This is a genomic window from Solimonas soli DSM 21787 (assembly GCF_000474945.1).
GTDB classification, from domain to species: Bacteria; Pseudomonadota; Gammaproteobacteria; order Nevskiales; family Nevskiaceae; genus Solimonas; species Solimonas soli.
This window is the reverse complement of record NZ_AXDW01000010.1, coordinates 125,885-143,150: the sequence shown is the minus strand read 5'-3', so window position 1 is coordinate 143,150 and position 17,266 is coordinate 125,885. Positions and strand designations below refer to the sequence as shown.

General features: G+C 69.6%; 8 protein-coding genes. All 8 read right to left on the bottom strand.

Annotated features, from left to right (window positions below; translation table 11 throughout):
* Nucleotide 1: 1 nt before the first annotated feature.
* The 8 genes from K344_RS20515 to K344_RS0106455 all read right to left on the bottom strand — a co-directional run bounded on the left by K344_RS20515 (nucleotide 2) and on the right by K344_RS0106455 (nucleotide 17,090).
* Nucleotides 2–2,965, bottom strand: coding sequence for an eCIS core domain-containing protein (locus K344_RS20515; RefSeq protein WP_051361955.1), 2,964 nt, complete (start codon nucleotides 2,963–2,965; stop codon nucleotides 2–4).
* Nucleotides 2,966–3,194: 229 nt separating this feature from the next.
* Entirely contained in the window at nucleotides 3,195–7,067 is a 3,873-nt protein-coding gene (locus tag K344_RS0106490; RefSeq protein WP_043113950.1) for a phage tail family protein, read from the bottom strand.
* Nucleotides 7,068–7,096: 29 nt separating this feature from the next.
* Nucleotides 7,097–9,106, bottom strand: coding sequence for an ATP-binding protein (locus K344_RS20510; protein WP_051361954.1), 2,010 nt, complete (start codon nucleotides 9,104–9,106; stop codon nucleotides 7,097–7,099).
* An 18-nt stretch (nucleotides 9,107–9,124) separates the two neighbouring features.
* Nucleotides 9,125–10,975: a hypothetical protein gene (locus K344_RS0106475; RefSeq protein WP_028079985.1), complete on the bottom strand. Its 1,851-nt coding sequence runs from the start codon at nucleotides 10,973–10,975 to the stop codon at nucleotides 9,125–9,127.
* 23 nt (nucleotides 10,976–10,998) lie between these two features.
* Nucleotides 10,999–13,050 carry a hypothetical protein gene (locus K344_RS0106470; RefSeq protein ID WP_157622800.1) on the bottom strand — a complete coding sequence of 684 codons (2,052 nt, stop codon included), beginning with the start codon at nucleotides 13,048–13,050 and terminating at the stop codon, nucleotides 10,999–11,001.
* A 30-nt stretch (nucleotides 13,051–13,080) separates the two neighbouring features.
* Nucleotides 13,081–14,247, bottom strand: a complete 1,167-nt coding sequence (locus K344_RS0106465; protein WP_028079983.1) for a hypothetical protein — start codon at nucleotides 14,245–14,247, stop codon at nucleotides 13,081–13,083.
* Nucleotides 14,248–14,264: 17 nt separating this feature from the next.
* Nucleotides 14,265–15,563: a hypothetical protein gene (locus tag K344_RS0106460; protein ID WP_028079982.1), complete on the bottom strand. Its 1,299-nt coding sequence runs from the start codon at nucleotides 15,561–15,563 to the stop codon at nucleotides 14,265–14,267.
* A gap of 198 nt (nucleotides 15,564–15,761) precedes the next feature.
* Nucleotides 15,762–17,090, bottom strand: coding sequence for a hypothetical protein (locus tag K344_RS0106455; RefSeq protein ID WP_028079981.1), 1,329 nt, complete (start codon nucleotides 17,088–17,090; stop codon nucleotides 15,762–15,764).
* Nucleotides 17,091–17,266 lie beyond the last annotated feature (176 nt).

Here is a 17,266-nt window from a genome sequence, read left to right as displayed (position 1 = left end):
CTTACAGACCATACTGGTCGTACATCTGCTTGGCATGCGCATCGGCTGCCGCCTGCGTCCAGCCGGGCGGCGGATCGCGCGCCGCGCCGATCGAGCGGTTCTCGGAGGCGTCGCCGGGCCACAGGTTCTCCAGCTCGTTGAAGAAGTTCTTGTGGCGCTTCTCCGCAGCTGCCTGGATGTGCTCATTCTTCGGCGGCTCGGCCGCGACCGGCGTGCCCTTGGACACCAGGCGCTTCTTGCCCTCGCTCCACTTCATCGGATTGAGCACGCTTTCGTAGTGCTTGGCCATTTCGTCGGAGGAGACGATATGGCGACGATCGACGTTTTCGGCCAGGACCCCGGCGACGTGCGAACCCGGGTAGCGCGTGCGGAACCGGACTTTCAGGCTGCGCCGGAATTCCGGCCGCGCGATCTTGATGCTGCACCGGCCGTCCTCGTCCAGCGGCACGGTCTGCGGCCGGCCGACCTCGTCGGGACTCGCGGCGGCGACAAAGTGGAACGTCTCCTTCTGCTTGTCCTTGGCGTCGACCACCATGTCGAGCTTGCTGAGCTTGTAGCGGCTTTTGATGCCGCCGAGCTTTCCGCGGATTTTCGACTCGTCGAAATCCTTCTTCGGCACCAGTCGCTCGCTCTCCGCGATCGCGGCGCGCTTGTCCTGCGTCTTCTGCTGCTCGGTGCGCGTATCCGGCTTGCCGTCCTTGCCCTTCTTGAACAGGCTCGCGAACAGTGCCTTGGCCTTGCCGATGATGAAGTTGATCGCCGTGTCGAGCGCCTGGTCGACCTTGGCGCGCAGCTTCTCGATGATGCCGCGCACCTTGTCGGCGACCTTGCCGAGCCCGGCGAAGCCGGCGAGGAAGCTGATCGCCAGCGACAGCAGGCCGCCGAGGATGCTCTCGACCCTGGCGGCGGCGGCGCCGATGTTGCCGGCGGCGATGGCGACGATGGAATTCAGGAAAGCGGTGACGACCTGGATGATCTTGGCGATCTTCTCGACGAAGACCATCACCATGTCGTAGATCGAGATGATCGCCGAGATGAAGCCGGCGCCGGGGATGAACATGGCGACGAGCTTGGGCACCGCCTTGGTGACGACGGCATTGGTGATGAACGAGGTGATGCCGTCGACGATGCTGTCCTTGAGCCCGGTGAGCTTGTCCTGGATCACTTTCCAGGCCGCCGCCGGGCCACCGTCCTTGAGCGCGACGATGACGTCGAACGCGCCTTCGAGCGCGGTCATGATCAGCTCGCCGCCGGAGCCGAGCGCCTTGACGATCTTGCCGCGGATCTGCGCCCAGCTGATGCCGAACACGCTGAGCGCCAGCTTGCCGAACTCGATCAGCGTCAGCGCCTTCGGGATGTAAACGCCGGGCAGCGAGCCGGTCAGCCAGTCGAGCAGGCCCTTCTTCAGATGCTCGAGGAAATTGCCGGCGAAGTTCTGGAAGCCGAGCTTGGCGGCCTTGGCGAGATTGCCGACGAAGGGCAGCGGATTCTTGAGGATGCTCTTCAGTGCGGCGCCGGTGCGCTGCACGTAAGCCCAGGCGCCGGGGCTCACCACGTCGAAGACGATCTGCAGCAGTTTCAGGCCGGCGTCGATCGCCCAGCTGATGAAATTGCCGACGAAGCTGCCGAACACGCCGCGGATCTTGTTGAACGCGCCGCTCAGCAGCACCACGTCTTCGAGCGTCAGCGCATTGAAGAGATTCAGCGCCAGCGCCGGGATCTGCTGCACGAAACCCTTCAGCGTGTTCACCGTGCCCTTGAACCAGGCGACGATGCGCGGAATGGCCCGGGCCTCCTGCACGCGCGCCCAGATCTCGCCCTGCCCGGCCAGTTCCATGAGCCCGCCGATCAGCGCGGTGAAGTCCGGCTCGGCCTTGTCGCCGGTGATCGGGTCTTCGCCGAGCACCGCCTTCAGCAGCGGGTACGCGCGCGTGCCTTCGGCGAGCTTGCCGAGCGGGCGCAGGATCGCTTCCTTGATCAGATCGAGGATGCCGGAAGCCAGGCCCCTGACGAAGGCGATGATGCGGTCGATCGGCTCGGTGAAGATGCGCTTGGCGCGCTCCCAGACATCGCCGAGATGCAGGATGTCCTCGGGGCTCAGAGAGGCGATGAACTCGTCGACCGCGGCCTTGATCGAACTGCCGACCATGCCCAGCGACTCGATCTGCTGCTGCGCGAAGCCGGCGATCTTGTCGAAGATGCCGTAGTTGGCGAGCGCCTGCGAAATCAGGCTGGCGCCCGGGATGAATTCGAGGATCGCGCGGAAGATGTTCGCCGCGCTGCGGTCCACCCCGCTCATGTTCACCGGATTCACGCCGAGCACGATCGTGAACATGCGGAAGCCGGGAATCAGATTGGCCTTGTCGGCGATGTAGTTGAGCGGGTTCGGCAGGTCCGGCAGCGCGTCCGAAATGGCGCTGCCGATGGCGCCGAGCAGATTGCGGAAGATGCCGCCGCGCGGCGTGCGCTGCGTCACCGCCGGCGCGTCGAGCGCCTTGCGCTGCAGGGCCGCGCCCTGCTGCACGGTGTGCGTCAGCTCGTGCGCGATCAGCTCCTTGCCGGCCCTGGTCTGCGGCTGGAACTGGTTCTTGCCGAAGAAGATGTGGCTGCCGCTGGTGAAGGCCTGCGCGCTCAGCACGGCGCTGAGCTTCGCCGCGCGCTCGTCGGTGTGCACGCGCACGCCGGAGAAGTCGGCGCCGAAACGCGGCTCCATGAAGCGGCGCAGCGAGGGCGTGAGCATGGCGCCGGCGCCATGGCCGCGGATCGCGCCCGGCGTCGGCGCGCGCGACGCCGCCGGCGCGCTGCGCAGGGCCTTGCGATGCACGCCGGGCGCCGCCCGCGAGATCATCGCCGTGGCCGGCGCCGGCAGGCTGACGACGCGCCGCGCGACCGCATCGGCCTCGCGCTCGGCGGGATCGTCGGGCGAGGAGACTTTCGATGAAGCCTGGATCGAGCGCGACAGCATCGGGCTCGAACGCGGGGTCAGCGGCGACGCCGGGCGTAGCGCGACGGATGGACTGGAGGCTGCTTGCGCCAGTCGACGGCTGGTGCTGGACGCCGACACGCGCCGCTCGGCAGCGGACGGCGCCGCTGCCGACGGACTGCGCTGTCGCGCCGGCATGGCCATCGTCAAGCCGGGACGGCGGCGGCGGCGAAGCCGCCGCCGTGAGACTGGAGCGGTTTGGCGCGCGGGTTCATTGCAGCCTGAACAGCGTCGGATATTTTCGCGTCAGATCGAGCAGTCGGTCGATCACCGAATCCGAGACACCGGCATCACGCATGTATTGCCTGAAGCGCTTCTCGGCGGCCTTGCCCGCGCCCCAGTTGCGACGCCCCTCGGCCGCAGCCATCAGACCGCGCGCGTCGACGATGCGCTGACCGGCTGTGCTGCCGAGCTTCAGGCCGGTCGCCGGATCGACACTTTTTTCGATGATCGAACGGCCGGACTGGCTGAAGTCGACGACGAGCATCGTCGCCGCGAGCGGCGGCTTGGCCGAAGTCCAGGGCCCGTGCGTCTTGCTCGTCTTGGCGCCGTTGGCGGGGTTGTATCGGCCTTCGGTCACCTCCATCGTCTTCGCGAAGTACTTGATGTTGGGATTGGCCGGATCATCCTTCTGATAGGTGACCTTGGTTTCGTACCAGCGGATGCGCTCGTCGGGATCGCTGGCAGACGCCGGGGCCGGACCCTTGATCGCCTTTTCGGTCGCCAGTTCAAGCGCCGTCATGTTGCCGTTGGCGCTCTTGTCGCCGGCGGCGAAATTCCAGTCGGCGTTCGGCCCCATCATGCGCCAGCTCACCATGTGCATCTTCACCCACTGCATCGAGGTCGCGTTCAGCGCCGTCATGTAAGTGTCGGCCAGGATCGGCGCGCTGGTCGCCTTGCTCGGCTCCGTATTGCCGGCGCGCCTGGTCAGCGGCATCGCGGTGGCGGTCTTGGCCAATCCGCCGCTCATCTTGTAAGTGATCGTGGTGAGCGGCAGCGGTCCGCCGAAAACCGAAGGCAGCAGGGTCGCCAGCTGCGCGAGCCTGGCGCGAATCTGCGCGCGGATGCCGTCGGTCTCCGGCGATGAGCCCTGGCTCGCGGTGTGCGCCTTGATCAGCTTCTCGAGGTCGTCGACCACCTTCAGACAGGCGACGGTCGTGGCATTGCCGGGCCGCTTGGCGAGCAGTTCGCGGACGCTCTGCGGCCGCGCGCTGGCCATCTTGATGTCGGGCTTGCTCGGTTCGCCCTGAACCGACAGCTCGTGCTGCTCGTCATCGATGGTGAAGCCCTTGCGTTCCCGCCACCAGTCGGCGACGCGCTGCACACCGGCCTTGACCCCGCCGGCGACGCTCTTGATCACCGACTTGGCCTTCTCCGCCACCCATTTCGCGACCTTGGCCAGCGCCGCATCGACCTTGTCGCGGATCTTCTGGATCGCGGCGCGGATCTTGGCGGTGATGGCGTTGAGGCGCAGCAGCGAGGCGAGAAAGTTGATGACCAGCACCAGGCCGCGCGCGAGGCCGTCCTCCATCGCCTGCGCGGCGGCGCCGATATTGCCGGCGGCGATCTCGCCGATCGCGCCGAGGAAGCGGCCGATCATCTGCGCGATGTCCTTCGCCTTCTGGATGAAGAAGACGATGGTGTCGTAGATGCCGATGACGGCCTTGATGATGCCGGCGCCGGGCACGAACAAGGCGCCGATCCACTTGATCGCTTCCTCGATCACCTTCTGCTTGATGAAGTCCTTGACCGCATCGACGAAGGCGTCGCGCATCACGCCGGCCATGTCCTTGAGCTGCTCCCAGGCCGCCATCGGCCCTTCGGTGATCAGCGTCTTCACCAGCGTGAAGGTCTTCTCCAGGCCGGCGACCACCGGCTCGCCCATGACCGCGACCATGTGCCGACGGATGTTGGCGTAGGAGATGCCGAGCATCTGCAGCGCGAGGCCGGCGACGCCGCGGGCGTCCCAGGTCGTCGGCAAGGTCACGCCCTGCAGCGAGCCGGTCAGCCACTCGAACAGGGCGTCCTTCAAATGCTTGAGGAAGTTCTTGCCGAAGTTCTGGAAGCCGGTGATCGCCGCGTTCATCAGGTTCTTCACGAACACGATGGGCTTGGTGAAGATCGCCTTCAGCACCGCCGCACCCTTGCTGATGATCGACTCGATCTCCGCCAGCGAGTAGCCGAACTTGCTCAGCGCCCAGGTGAAGAACTTCTTCGCCGCCCACAGCAGCAGCTTGCCGAGCTTGGCGAGCGCACCGGACATGGCCTCCTTCATCTTCTCGATCTTGTCGTCGATCGCCTTGATCGCCGCCTGCTGCCTGTCGGCCAGCCTCTGCTGCAGCTCTTCTTCCTTCCTGCGGATGAAGCCGTCCATCTCGTCGAGCTGGCGGCCGACGTCGCTCGCGGTCTTCTGGCCGATGGCCTTGAGCGCCGGGCCGAGTTTGTCGACGTAGTCCTTGATCTCCTGGCGCGCGCGCGCGAGCTGGTCCTTGCAGTCCTGGATCGCGCGCTTGTTGTCGGCGCCGATGTCGGCGACCAGCTTGTCGATCGTCGCCACGAACTTCGCGCGGTTGCGATCGAAGATCGCCTTGACGCCCGGCAGGTCTTCCATGCCGAGCAGCCAATCCTTGGCCTTGCGCGCCCAGCCGAACACGCCGGAGTAGCGGTCGCGCTTGAAGTCGTCGAGCTCCTTCTTGACGTCGTCCTCGAAGGCCCTGGTGGCGGCGGTGTTGCCGTCGTCGAAGCGCTTCATCGACTGCGTTTCCAGATCGGCGAGCTGCTTCCTGACCTTGTCCTGCACGGTCCTGTGAATGCCATTGATCCTGGCCGCCACCTCGTCGCGCTTCTTTTCGAGATCGCTCTTCGCCTTCTTCTGCTTCTGCGCGCTGCCGGTGAGGCCATTCTTGCGTTTGGCGACCAGCGCGCCGCGCTGCTGCTTCTCCTCGTTCTTCAGCTCCTGATCGACTTTCGCCGTCTGCTGTCGCGAGAACTGCTGGATCGCCGCCGGCTCGGTCCTGGCCCTGGCCTCCATGCCCTTCTTCTCGGTCTTCGCAGCCGCGAGATCGCCGCTGTCGACCATGTCGAGCTGTTCCTGGGTGACGCCTTCTTCCTTGAGCTTGCCGTCGGCCTCGCGCGTGAAGTTGCTGACGTCGGTGTGTTCGGGCGCGATCGGCGCGACGGCGCCGGCACCGAGATCGAGGTTCGCGGTCGCCGGCGCGACTTCCGGCGGCGGCAGCGCTTCCGGCGTCTGCTCGGGCGGCGCCGGCGGCGGCGTGCGCTCCATGTCGGCAAAGGTGCCGATCACCGCATTCTTGTCGCCCTGCACCACCTTCAGCACATCGGCGCCGATATGCTGGCCTTTCATGTCGCGCTTGAAGTGGTCGACGTCCTCGATCGTCTTCGGCACGTTGTCGGCGAGCGACTGCTGCAGCTTCTGCTTGCCGGCGTTGGGATCGACCGGCGGCGCCGGACGCGCCTCGATCATGCCGACCTGCCCGGCATTGCTGCGCGACTGGTTCTCGCTGGCCGGATTGACGACCGCCTTCTCGGCCTGCCGGCGCTTGGTCGCGGCGTCGTCGTGCGTCTGCTCGTGGCGGCTCAGCGTGCGCAGCAGGCCGACGCCCTTCACCAGCACCGGCGCCGCCTTGGCCAGCAGATACTTCGCGACCTTGCCGCCGACGGCCTTGAGCCGGGCGACGACCGGCGCGGTGCGAATCGCCGGCATCGCACCGCCACCCGCGCCTTTCTTCGTCGGGGCTTTCGGCTCGGCCTTGCCCTTCTCGCGCTTGTCGGCCGCCTTGCGCACCTCCGGCACCGGCTTCGGCGCCGGGCCTTTGCCGAGCTTCTGCTGCGCGGCCCTCGCCTCGGCTTCGAGCATCGCCGTTTCCTGCGCGGTCATGCCTTTCGGCAGTTCGACGAGGCGACCATCGCTCATGCGATACAGCGGCTTGCCCGACAGGATGCTGCTGACCCGCGCGTCGCGCATCGCGCCGCCGGCTGCCGCGCCGCGTGAATTGGCCGCCGGCGTGCCGCGCGCCGGCGTTTCCGCCGTGGTCGATGCTCGTGTGGCGCTGGCGGCGGGCATGGCTCGGGCGCGCCTGGCGGCTTGCCGTTTCAGCGCACGCCCGCCAGCTTCAGCGGGCAGCTGGCGCCGGTCTTGCGGTATTCGCGCTGGAAGGCGCGCAGCAGATGCCGCGTCTCCGGTTCGCCGCCTTCTTCGAGCGCGAGCAGCGTCGTGTGCAGCGCGACGTTGCGCAGCGAGCCGCCGCTGAGCTGGCAGCGGTAGGCGGCCTCGCGCAGGAAGCCGTCGTCGATGCCGTGCGCCGGCAGGTGCCGCTGCAGGATGTCGTAGCGCAGGCTCTGGTCCGGCAGGCGGAACGAGACCACGGTGTCCATGCGCCGCGCGAAGGCCTTGTCGAGGCGGTCGGCGGCGTTGGTGGTGATGAGCAGGATGCCGGTGTACGACTCGATGCGCTGCAGCAGGAAATTGGTTTCGAGATTGGCGTAGCGATCGTTGGCATTGTTCACGTCGGTGCGCTGCGCGAGCAGCGAGTCGCCTTCGTCGAGCAGCAGCACCACGTCGAGTTCCTCGGCGAGCGCGAAGACCTGCGCGAGATTCTTCTCGGTCTCGCCGAGATACTTGTTGACGGTGGAGGCGAGATCGAGACGGTACAGGTCCTTGTCGAGGCTCGCCGCGAGCAGCTGCGCCGCCAGCGTCTTGCCGGTGCCGCTGGAACCGGAGAACAGCGCGCGCACGCCGGCGTTGGCGACGGCGTGGCCGCTGCCGAGCCCGGCGAGCGTTTCGCGATGCGCGCAGCGCATCTGCAGCAGGCGCATTTCGTCGAGCGTCTCGCCGTCACAGACCAGATCGGCGAGCGTGCCGCGCCGTTCGAGACGCATCGCCAGCGTTTCCAGGCGGCCGGCGTGCAGGCTGCGCGCGGCACGGCGCAGATCGTCGAGCGAGACGCGCTCGCGCTGTTCGAGCCGCGCGTAGCTGCGCGCCGCCTCGGCGGCGCGGCGCGCGTGGCCGCTGGTGATGCGCAGCGCGGCGGCGAAGGATTCCGCGTCGTCGGCCTGCTGCGGCAGGGCGGCGCGGAAGTGCTCGATGCGCTGCGCGAGACCCGGCATCGGCAGCTGCACGTCGAGCAGCTCGCGGCCGAGCGCACGCACGCCGCCCTGCGGGCCGAGCGCGACGGCGACCGGCCCGACGTAGGGCGCCAAATCCGGCAGGCGCATCGCCTCGCCCGGCAGCAGGCGCGCCTCGAAGGCCGGCATCGCGTCGAGCGCGATCGCCAGCGCGCCGTAGCCGCGTTCCTCGTCGCCGGCCGCCGGCGGCGGCAGCAGCAGCAGATTCTTGTGCAGCGCGCGGGCGACGCCGCCGATCAGCGTCTTGCGGCCGTTGTGTTCGGGGCCGCGCACCAGCAGGCAGCGACTGCTGCCGGCACCGAGTGCCTGCGGCAGTTCGAGCAGCGTGGCGGCGAGCTCGTCCGGTGCCAGATAGCGCGCGAGCGGCAGACAGCGTTCACGCGCGACGAAGCGCGCACCGCGCAGAAGATCGTGCGTGCCGCGCATCGCGTCCCACAGCGCCACCGGCACGGCGAGCGGCCATTCCATGCGCGGCGCCTCGGGCGCGAGATTCTGCAGCAGGCCCATGGCGATGAGCCGCTGCACGCCGCCGCGCACCGCCTCGACGTGATCGCTGCCGTCGCCGCAGAGGCGCCACCAGGCCATCAGCAGGCCCGGCGTCGGCCGCCGCGCGCCGCTGCGGTCGGAATCGAACAGCTCGCCGAAGCGCGCGTCCTCTTCGTTGAGCCCGGCCGTCAGCAGCAGGCCGAGCTCCAGTTCGGAGAGGCCGCCCTGCTCGCGCAGCGCGCGCAGCGGCAGGAAGTCCGCCGCGTCCGCTTCCCACTCGCGCAGGCGTCGCGCCCAGTCGAGTGCCGGCGTCGCCGTGGCGCCGACATGGCATTCGATCTCCATCTGGTAGTCGGCGAGAAACGGGTAGCGCGCCGCCGCGGCCTGCGCGTCGCCCGGCGCATACGACTCGATGAGCTGCGCGACGGCGCCGATGTAGCAAAGACGGAAATGCTCGGCGGCGGTCTTGCGGCTTGCGCTGGTGGATTCCATGACGATGACCCTCGACGCTCACAGATATTCGAAGTGGATGGCGAGGCCCGCCGCCGGCATCCAGCCGATGTCGCGATCGAGACCGGCGTAGCGGATCGCCAGCGGCAAGGCCGCGAGCGAGAAGTGCAGGCGCAGCTCGGTGGCGCTCAGCTCGACGCGCGCGGACTGGCGCACGAGCTGCGTGCGCACTTCGGCCGGCGTGCGCACGCCGAGCGCGCGCGCCAGACGCGCGAGCAGATAGCGCGAGAGCTGCATCAGCCAGCGGCGGCGCGCCGCCTGCGGAGTATCGACAGTCGCGGCCTCGAGCGGGCCATCGCGCAGGCAGAATCCGCCGGCGTCTGCCTGCAGCCGCCGGCCACGGCGGCGCGGCGGCGGATCGCGCGTCACATCGGGAAACGCGCGCAGCCATCCGTCGGGCACCTGCCACGGCGGCGGCGTGAAGCCATCGCCGAGATCGCGCGCGGCTTCGCAGCCGGCGAGTTCGAGCAGCAACGGCCACAGCGGATCGGCCTGCAAAGCTTCCACACCGAACCAGCGGCGCGCCAGCAGCGCGAGCAGCGCCCAGGGTGAGAGCGCGAGGCTGTCGTGCCGCGGCTGCGTGAAATCGCCGTACAGATCGAGCGCCTGCAGCACATTGAGCAGATACAGCAGGCCGCCGAATTCGCTGACGCAACGGCGCAGCGACGAAGGCAGGGCCGGCGCGACGGCCGGCACGGATGCGCGACGTTCGGCGACGCTGGAAACGAAGGCCGGCCCGACGCCGGGCGGCGGCGCGGCCTCGGCGACTGTTGTCGTCAACGGCGGCATTGCCGCGGCCGACACCATCGGCGCCGGCCCTGCGCCGACCGCGGCAACAGATGAAAGCGCCAATGGCGGCACGCCTCGTGGTCCCGCGCCGATCGCCGGCGCGCGTGACGACGCGACAGCGACCGGCAGCGCTTCGGCTGCGGACACCGACGCCGGCCGATCCCCGGCAGGCCCGGCGATGGTGCTTGCGACGTCGCGCAGCGATGGCGGCGCCCCAATGTCGGCAAGCGAGGGCGCCGCGGACCCTGGCGGCGCGGGCGACGCGCGCGACATGCCGCCCGGCATGGCATCGCGCGTCGCTTCAGGGTGCGCCGCGCGCAGATCGTCCTTCGCCGCCGCGGCCAGCTGCCACAGCGTCCAGCGCAGCAGCGCCTGCGGCTCGCGACCCTCCGGCAGCGGCGGCTCCGCGCGACGCCTCGATGACGCCTGCGGCGATGCTGCATCGGCGGGCGATGGCGAATCGTCCGTCGCGGTGTCTGCCCCATGCACCTGCGCACCGCCCGATGGCTCGCATGCCGGCTCGCTCACGCCGTACGCGCGCGCCACAGCCGTGCCGATCGTCTGCGCCTCCGCCGGCAGCAGACGGCGCAGCAGCGCCTGCGCCTGCGCGCGCATTTCGAGCAGGCGCAGCGCCGCCGGCACGGCGCGCGGCGCCTGCAGCCAGGCGCGTGCAACGCCGCGCAGATCGCACGGCGCGCCGCCCAGCCACAGCGGCCACCACCAGCGTTCGCCGAACCGCTGGCCAAGGCCATCCAGCGCCAGACAGGCGAGCAGTTCCGCTTCGTCGGCGAAGGCGACGGCCTTGCAGCCGGCGCCGACCGGCTCGCGCGCCGGCCAGGCCGCGCCGCGCGCGGCCTCATCGACGCGCTGCCGCACCTGCTGTGTCCAGACCGGCGACCGCGGCGGCGTCACGCGCAGTTCCTGCAGGATCAGAATCGCGCTGCGCGGCAGCGACGGCGGATGCAGCTCGCCCGCCTCCAGCTGCGCACGGCAGCGCCGACTCCCGTCGGCGCTGCCGTGCACGCGCAACCGGCGGATGCGATCACGCTGGGCGCTGTGCATCGCGGCTCTCGCGCGGCGCGCGCTTACGGCTTCTTGCGCAGCAGCAGGATCAGCAGCACGAGCAGGATCAGCAGCAGCCAGACCCACCAGGGCAGCTTGTCGAACGGCGGCGGCAGCGGGCTGTCCTTCTCGCGCGCGACGATGCGCGTGACGACGTTCTTCGAGCCGCCTTCCGGCACCGAGAGCTTGTAGTAGTTCGGCGCGATTTCCGTCGCGTTCTGCAGCGTGGTGTCCCAGCCGGTCAGCGCGCCGTCGTGATGCACGTAGTAGCCGAAGGACGACTGCGGCACCAGCACGTGACGCACCTGGCCGCCGATCGTCACCGTCTTGCCGCTGTCGCGGAAGGCGTGCACGACGTAGGTCGGGAACTGCTGGTTGAGCACCTCGAAGTTGCCGTCGAGCGGCGGATGCGGCCGTGTCTCGTCCGAGGGCGTGTCGCTCCGGCCCGGCTTCGGTTCGGTCGGCGAAGCGACGGCGCCCGGCGCTTTGTCCGACGCCACGTGCGCGACGCCGAGCGGCTGGCGGGGGCCGCCGTCGCTGCTCAGGTTGGAGTTGCCATGGCCGCTTTCGCCGCCCTCGCCTTCGCCGTCGCCGCCGTGCTGCAGGATCTCGTCGACCTTCTTGTAATCGACGAGCGCGAGCGGCGCCTGCGGCTCCTTGACGCTCTTCGGCATCTGCAGCTTCTGCACGTAGAGATAGACGTCGCGCTGCGGTTCACCGCCCGGCGCGATGCCGGCGACGCTGATCTCGGCCTCGCGCTCGAAGGTCGAGGCTTCGACGAAATCCATGTTGCGGTAGACGCTCGACGGATTGAAGCTCAGACCGGCGCCGCTCAGCTCGACGAGCATGCACTGGTGCGTGCGCCGCGTCGGCGCCGGATTCGGGCAAGCGCCGCCGCCGGTGAATTCGCATTTCTCGGCCGCAGTCAGCGTCCACGGGAAGCTCAGCGCCGTGTTGTTCGCCGGGATCGCGCTGTAGACCGCCTTGCTGCCGTTCGCAATGAGGCCGGCGTTGCTCACCGGCGCGCTGTTGATCTGCTTCCACAGCGAGTTGAGCGGATCGGTGACGTCGTTCCAGTCCGGCTGCGAACCCCAGTTGGCGATGCGGAAGGTTCCGCTGATCGCACCCGCGGCGACGGCGGCGCCGGAATCGTTCTGCGGCAGCGCGAAGAAGGTGTTGGCGCTGGTGAGGTTGATTTCGTTCGGCTGCGGATTCGTCGTGCCGACGTCGTTGACGGCAACGCTGATGCCCTTCACGCAACCGGGTGAGCCCGGCGACAGGGCGATGTTGAAGTCGGTCCAGCTCGCGTAGTTGGGCGCCACGTTGAGGTCGTCGAGCGGCACCGCGTTATCGAAGCGGTAGAAGACGAAGTTGCCGCCGACGCTGTCGGCCACCTCCAGTTCAAAAGCCAGCTTGAACGCCGCGGGCAGGTTCAGGCCCTGCGCCGGATCGGCGTTGATCGGCACGCGCATGTTGATGGCCCATTGCTGATTGGCCTTGTCGAGCCAGACGCGCGTGTTCGGCTTCAGCCAGGCCGGAGCCGTGACGTTGGTCCAGGCGCCGCCCTGGATGTCGCGCACCTGATAGCCCGGCGGCTCCGCGGCGGTCTCGTCGGCCGCGGCGCTGGTGAACGGCACGATCTCGAACAGCCGCACGTCCGCCTCCGCGCCGGGGCTGAAGCCGACGCGCACCAGATCGAGATTGGGATCGAGCGTCGGATCGACCTTGACATACCAGGACAGATACAGCGCCGCATCCGCGCCGCCGGTGCGCAGCATCTTGAAGACCGCGGTCTGCGAGGCGCCGCTGCCGAAACCGCGCAGCAGCGAGCCCTGCCAGCGCGGATCGTCGAGGCGCGGCCAGTAGTTCGGCTCGCCGGCGGCGGCATTGCTGAAGTTGGGTGCGCCGCTGAGCGCCGGCACGCCCCAGGCCTGCGGCACGCACTGCGCATCGGCCTGCGCGGCACCGCTGGCGATCAGCGCAAAGCCGGCCGCCAGCGCAGGCAGCAGGCTGCGCCCGTGCCGCAGCGCGGCGGTCCTGTACGTCGTCAATCGAAGCAATGGCAATGCGGTCATGAGAAGTCTCCCTTGAAGTCGCGCGGTCCTTCAGGAACGCACGGTGTTGAGTGCTTTGGCGTAGTAGCTGCTGTTGCCCTGGCGCTGCAGGCGGATCTCGATCTGCGCCGGCGTGCTCGCGCCCGCGGTGGCGGCGACGCTGTAGCGCAGCAGCCGCGCCGTCGAGCCGCCGGACACGTCGGCGGCGGTGATGACGAAGCTGTCGGTCGTGCCGCTGTCGAGATTGATCGTCCAGCCGGTGGCGCCGCCCAGCACCGCGCGCGTGACGTTGTAGGTGCCCGGCACGGTGAGCGTGGTGTTGAGCACCAGCAGCCGGCTCTGGCCGCCCGGTACCGTCAACGTGTTGCCGCTCAGCGCGCCCATCGAGTACGCGGGCACCGTGTCCATGGTGATGGTCGCGTCGGGCGGCGGCGTCGGCGTGCCGACGACGAACTGGTTGATGCCGCTCGAACCGCTGATGTTGGCGGAGCCGGCGTTGAGCGTGACGCCGAAGCTGGTGCCGTTGCTGCCGGCCGGCACGCTGGGAATGCGCACCTGCACGTCCATCTGCTGGCCCGGCTGCAGATTGATCTGCGCCGGATTGAGCACGTTGCCCTGCGCGTCGCAGATCTGCAGTTGCGAATTCCAGGCCGCGGCGTTGCTGGCGACGTTGACCTGCGCCGTCAGCGCCCAGGTCGCGGCGTTGTTGGTGCCGGAGGTCACGCGGTAGAGGAATGTCACCGGCTGGCCGGCCAGCACGGTCTGCGGCGTGACGCTCTGCCAGCCGATGGTGATGTTGCCCTGCAGCGGATTGAGCCTGGGCCGCAGCACGATCTGCCGCGTCACCTGCTGCGCCTGGTTCATCACCACCAGATCGACATTGGTGCCGGATTCGAGCACGCCGGCCACCGTCGGAATCACCAGTTCGAGTTTCGAGTCGGTGGAGTTCGAGGTGAGCGTGAACGCCTGCTGCGCGTTGAAGAACACGCGCGCGGCGCCGGCGGCGAACTGGAAGTTGCGGCCGACGATCTGCAGCGTGTCGCCGATGCGGTACGGGCCCGGCGGCAGCAACTGGTCGACCGCCAGCGCGGTGCCGCCGCCGCCCGTTTCGAGCGCATCGAGACGCACGAGGGCGTCGTTGAGCGAATCGATCAGCAGGTTCCAGTCGGCGGCGCTGATGATGTCGCCGGGGCTGACGTGGCTCAGGGGATTGGTCATGGCCTCAGATCCTCAGTTCAGAAAGCGTCGGGCTCGGCGAAATTGCTGAAGTCGAAGCGCGCCATATCGAAGCGCGCCAGCACCAGGTCCGGCACCAGGCCGCTGGCGAAGACCAGCAGCGGCTGCACGAGGCGCCCCTGGCTCATCGCCTGCACGGTCTGCCAGGGGCGATAGACCCAGACGAATTCCTGTGCGTCGACATCGGTCGGCGCATACGTGAGCGCCTGCTCGCGCAAGGCGCCGAGCATGCGGGCGTCGATGAAGGGCGTGGTCTGGCCGCTGCCGGGCAGCGGGCGGCGGGGAATGCCGTCGAAGAAGGCGGCGTCGCCGAAGCCGCGCAGCGCGCCGTTCTGCAGCGGCACGAGCCCGAATGGCGGCAGGTACTGGATGGCGTCGCGCACGTGCAGCGACGCCGGCGTGGCGCTCGCAGCGAGCAGTTCGCCGAGCTGCATCTGGAACTGCGCGCACATCGCCTCGGCTTCGATCAGCCGCCGCGCGCGCGCGGAGAACGCGAAAGCGCTCAGCGCGTCGGGGCCGAGCAGGCGGCGGCGCACGGCCCAGGCATCGATGAACTGCAGGCCGGCGGCGGTCCAGTAGAGCAGCGCCAGCGGCACGTCGTAGTCGCCGAGCGCGCCGCCCTCGGCGCGCAGCGTGTCGATCAGCCCGTAGCCCGCCGGATCGTCGCGCCAGGGATCGGCGAGCGCCTGCGCGCGCGCCTCGATGCCGAAGCAGCGATAGGCGAGGCGGTTGCGGAAGCGCGGCGAAGCCGGATCGAGATCGGCGTAGCGCTCCGGCTTGATCGCCAGCAGGCGGAACTGCAGGGCCTCGACGGTCGCGTCGTTGTTGCAGCGCACGTTGCCGGGATCGAGGCCGTTGCTTTGCGCGCGGCCTTCGCTGGTCTGTGCCGGCGCCAGCGTCAGCAGATAGACGCCGGCGCCGGCCACGTAGGTGCCGCCGCCGATCGGCAGGCAGGCCGCGAACACGCAGCCGCCGTCGCTCGCGGCATCGAGCTTGCGCGTCAGCGCCACGCGCGTGTCGCCGGCGAGATTCAGCGTCTGCCCGTAGCGATTCAGCGCGAGGCCGGCCTTGACCTTGAGCACCGGCGCCTGCGCCGTGCTGGTGTCGATGTCGACACTGACGTCGAGACCGCTCGCCACGCCATCGCCGAGGGCGCGCCCGAGGCGCCGCTCGGCTTCGCGCCGCGCCTCCTGCTCGCGCGTCAGATCGCGCCCGGCGAGCAATCGTCCGTTGAAGAAGTTGACGGAACGGATGCCGCCGTCGGTGAGCGGTTCCTGCAACTGGAAGAAGTCGTTCATGAGGCCGCTCCTCGCGCGCATGGCGGCGAAACGTGGGACCGGCGCGGGCGCAGGCGCGCCGCAAGCCGCCGCGCGCCAAGGGACAGGACGGGCCGCGCGCCGCTGCCGGCGCCGCGCCCGGAATCGCCGCGCCGCGCACCTGCGGGACTCGCGTCCCGGCGGCGCGCGGCCCGCCCTGCAAACGCTTGCCGCGCGTGCTCAGCCACGGCCGATCACCCGCCAGATCGCGACGCCGTCGGACACCAGCGTCAGCGCGTTGCCGGCCGGCACGCTCAGCGTCGGCCCGCCGTCGATGCTGTCGGTGCCGCTCGGCTGCAGCGCGGTCGCCGCGCCGAGACTGCGCACGATGTAGACGCGCCCGGCGTGCTGCGCGGCGGCCGGCAAGGTCAGCGTCGGCGCGCCGCTGCACAGCAGGCAGTGCTGCGTGGCGTCGAGCGCGAGATTGCTGTTGACGGCGGTGACGGCGATCGTCGCACCGCCGGGCGGCGGCAGCGGCGCCGGAGCCGGCGCGGCGACGCCGGCCAGCAGCCACTCCTGCAACAGGCGCTGCGACACCAGCAGCGGCGCGGCGCCGCCGTCGATGCTTACCTCGCCTGCGCTGTCGACCAGCCAGACACCGCCGGAAAAGACGACCGGCACCTCGACGCGCGCGAGCAGCACGCAGTCGTCGCTGGCGCTCGGCGTGCAGGCGCAGCAGCAGGTCTGCCACAGCGGCCGCAAGCTGGTGACCCAGAAGCGCATGGCGATGCCCAGCAGCTCCGGCAACTGCGCGGGCGTCACGCTGAGGGCCGGCGAGCCGAACAGGTAATCGCTCAGCGGCGGTGGCGGCGAGGACGGCGAGCCGAGCGGCGGCGAAGCGTTCAGCGCATCGATCCACGGCTGCGCGGCGTCGCGCAGCGCGGCAAGCAGCGCCGCTTCGTCGAGCACCGCCGGCGGACTGGCGTCGACCACGCTGATCGCGCGCAGCCAGCGCACGAAATCGCGGATCGCGTCTTCCTCGCGCTGCGCCGGCGCGGCGCTGCGCAGTTCGAGGCGGTAGTCGTCGGCGACGCGCGACGGCGCCATCAGCTCGTCCTCGCTGCGACAGGGCTCGCCGGGAATCGGCACGGCGTCGGTCAGGCAGTCGGCGTAGCAGAGCGTCAGGTAGAGCGAGACGCTCGGCGGCGGCGGCGAGCCGGCGAGTGCGTCGATCTGCGTGGCGTTGTCGGCCTTGGCGAGCCAGCGGTTGAGCAGCGCGCACTGCTCGCTCGGCACGCAGATCAGCTGGCCGCTCGGCGCCAGCGCGCTGCCCGGCGCGACGCGCAGGCGCGGGCCGTCCGGCGTGTCGTCGACCGTGATCGCCAGGCCGGACAGCCGTCCGTAGCCGATCGCCTCGCGCGCCAGCCAGCGGCCGCGGCCGGCGTGGTAGGCGAATTCCTGGCGCAGGTCGTCGACGCCGAGCACCATGCCCTTGGCAAAGTTGACGTGCTTGTTCGGCAGCGGCGCGGTGCTGCCGAGCGCGGCGGCCGGTTCATTGCAGCATCCCATGACGGTCTCCAGTTCCTTTAACGTGAATGTCGCGCAGCGACGCCGCTGTCCCTCGCCCGCGCAGCGGCAGAGGCGTTGGCCCGGCCGAGGCTTGGCCCATGCCGAGCCGAAGCAAGCCGACGCCGGACCGCTCGCGCAGCGAGCGGCAGGATGAGGGCGGCCATGCCAAGCACGAC

Coding starts and splice junctions, on each gene's coding strand:
- K344_RS0106455 (WP_028079981.1), bottom strand. CDS start 17,090: ATGGGATGCTGCAATGAACCGGCCGCCGCGCTCGGCAGCACCGCGCCG.
- K344_RS0106460 (WP_028079982.1), bottom strand. CDS start 15,563: ATGAACGACTTCTTCCAGTTGCAGGAACCGCTCACCGACGGCGGCATC.
- K344_RS0106475 (WP_028079985.1), bottom strand. CDS start 10,975: ATGCACAGCGCCCAGCGTGATCGCATCCGCCGGTTGCGCGTGCACGGC.
- K344_RS0106470 (WP_157622800.1), bottom strand. CDS start 13,050: ATGACCGCATTGCCATTGCTTCGATTGACGACGTACAGGACCGCCGCG.
- K344_RS0106490 (WP_043113950.1), bottom strand. CDS start 7,067: ATGCCCGCCGCCAGCGCCACACGAGCATCGACCACGGCGGAAACGCCG.
- K344_RS20515 (WP_051361955.1), bottom strand. CDS start 2,965: ATGCTGTCGCGCTCGATCCAGGCTTCATCGAAAGTCTCCTCGCCCGAC.
- K344_RS20510 (WP_051361954.1), bottom strand. CDS start 9,106: ATGGAATCCACCAGCGCAAGCCGCAAGACCGCCGCCGAGCATTTCCGT.
- K344_RS0106465 (WP_028079983.1), bottom strand. CDS start 14,247: ATGACCAATCCCCTGAGCCACGTCAGCCCCGGCGACATCATCAGCGCC.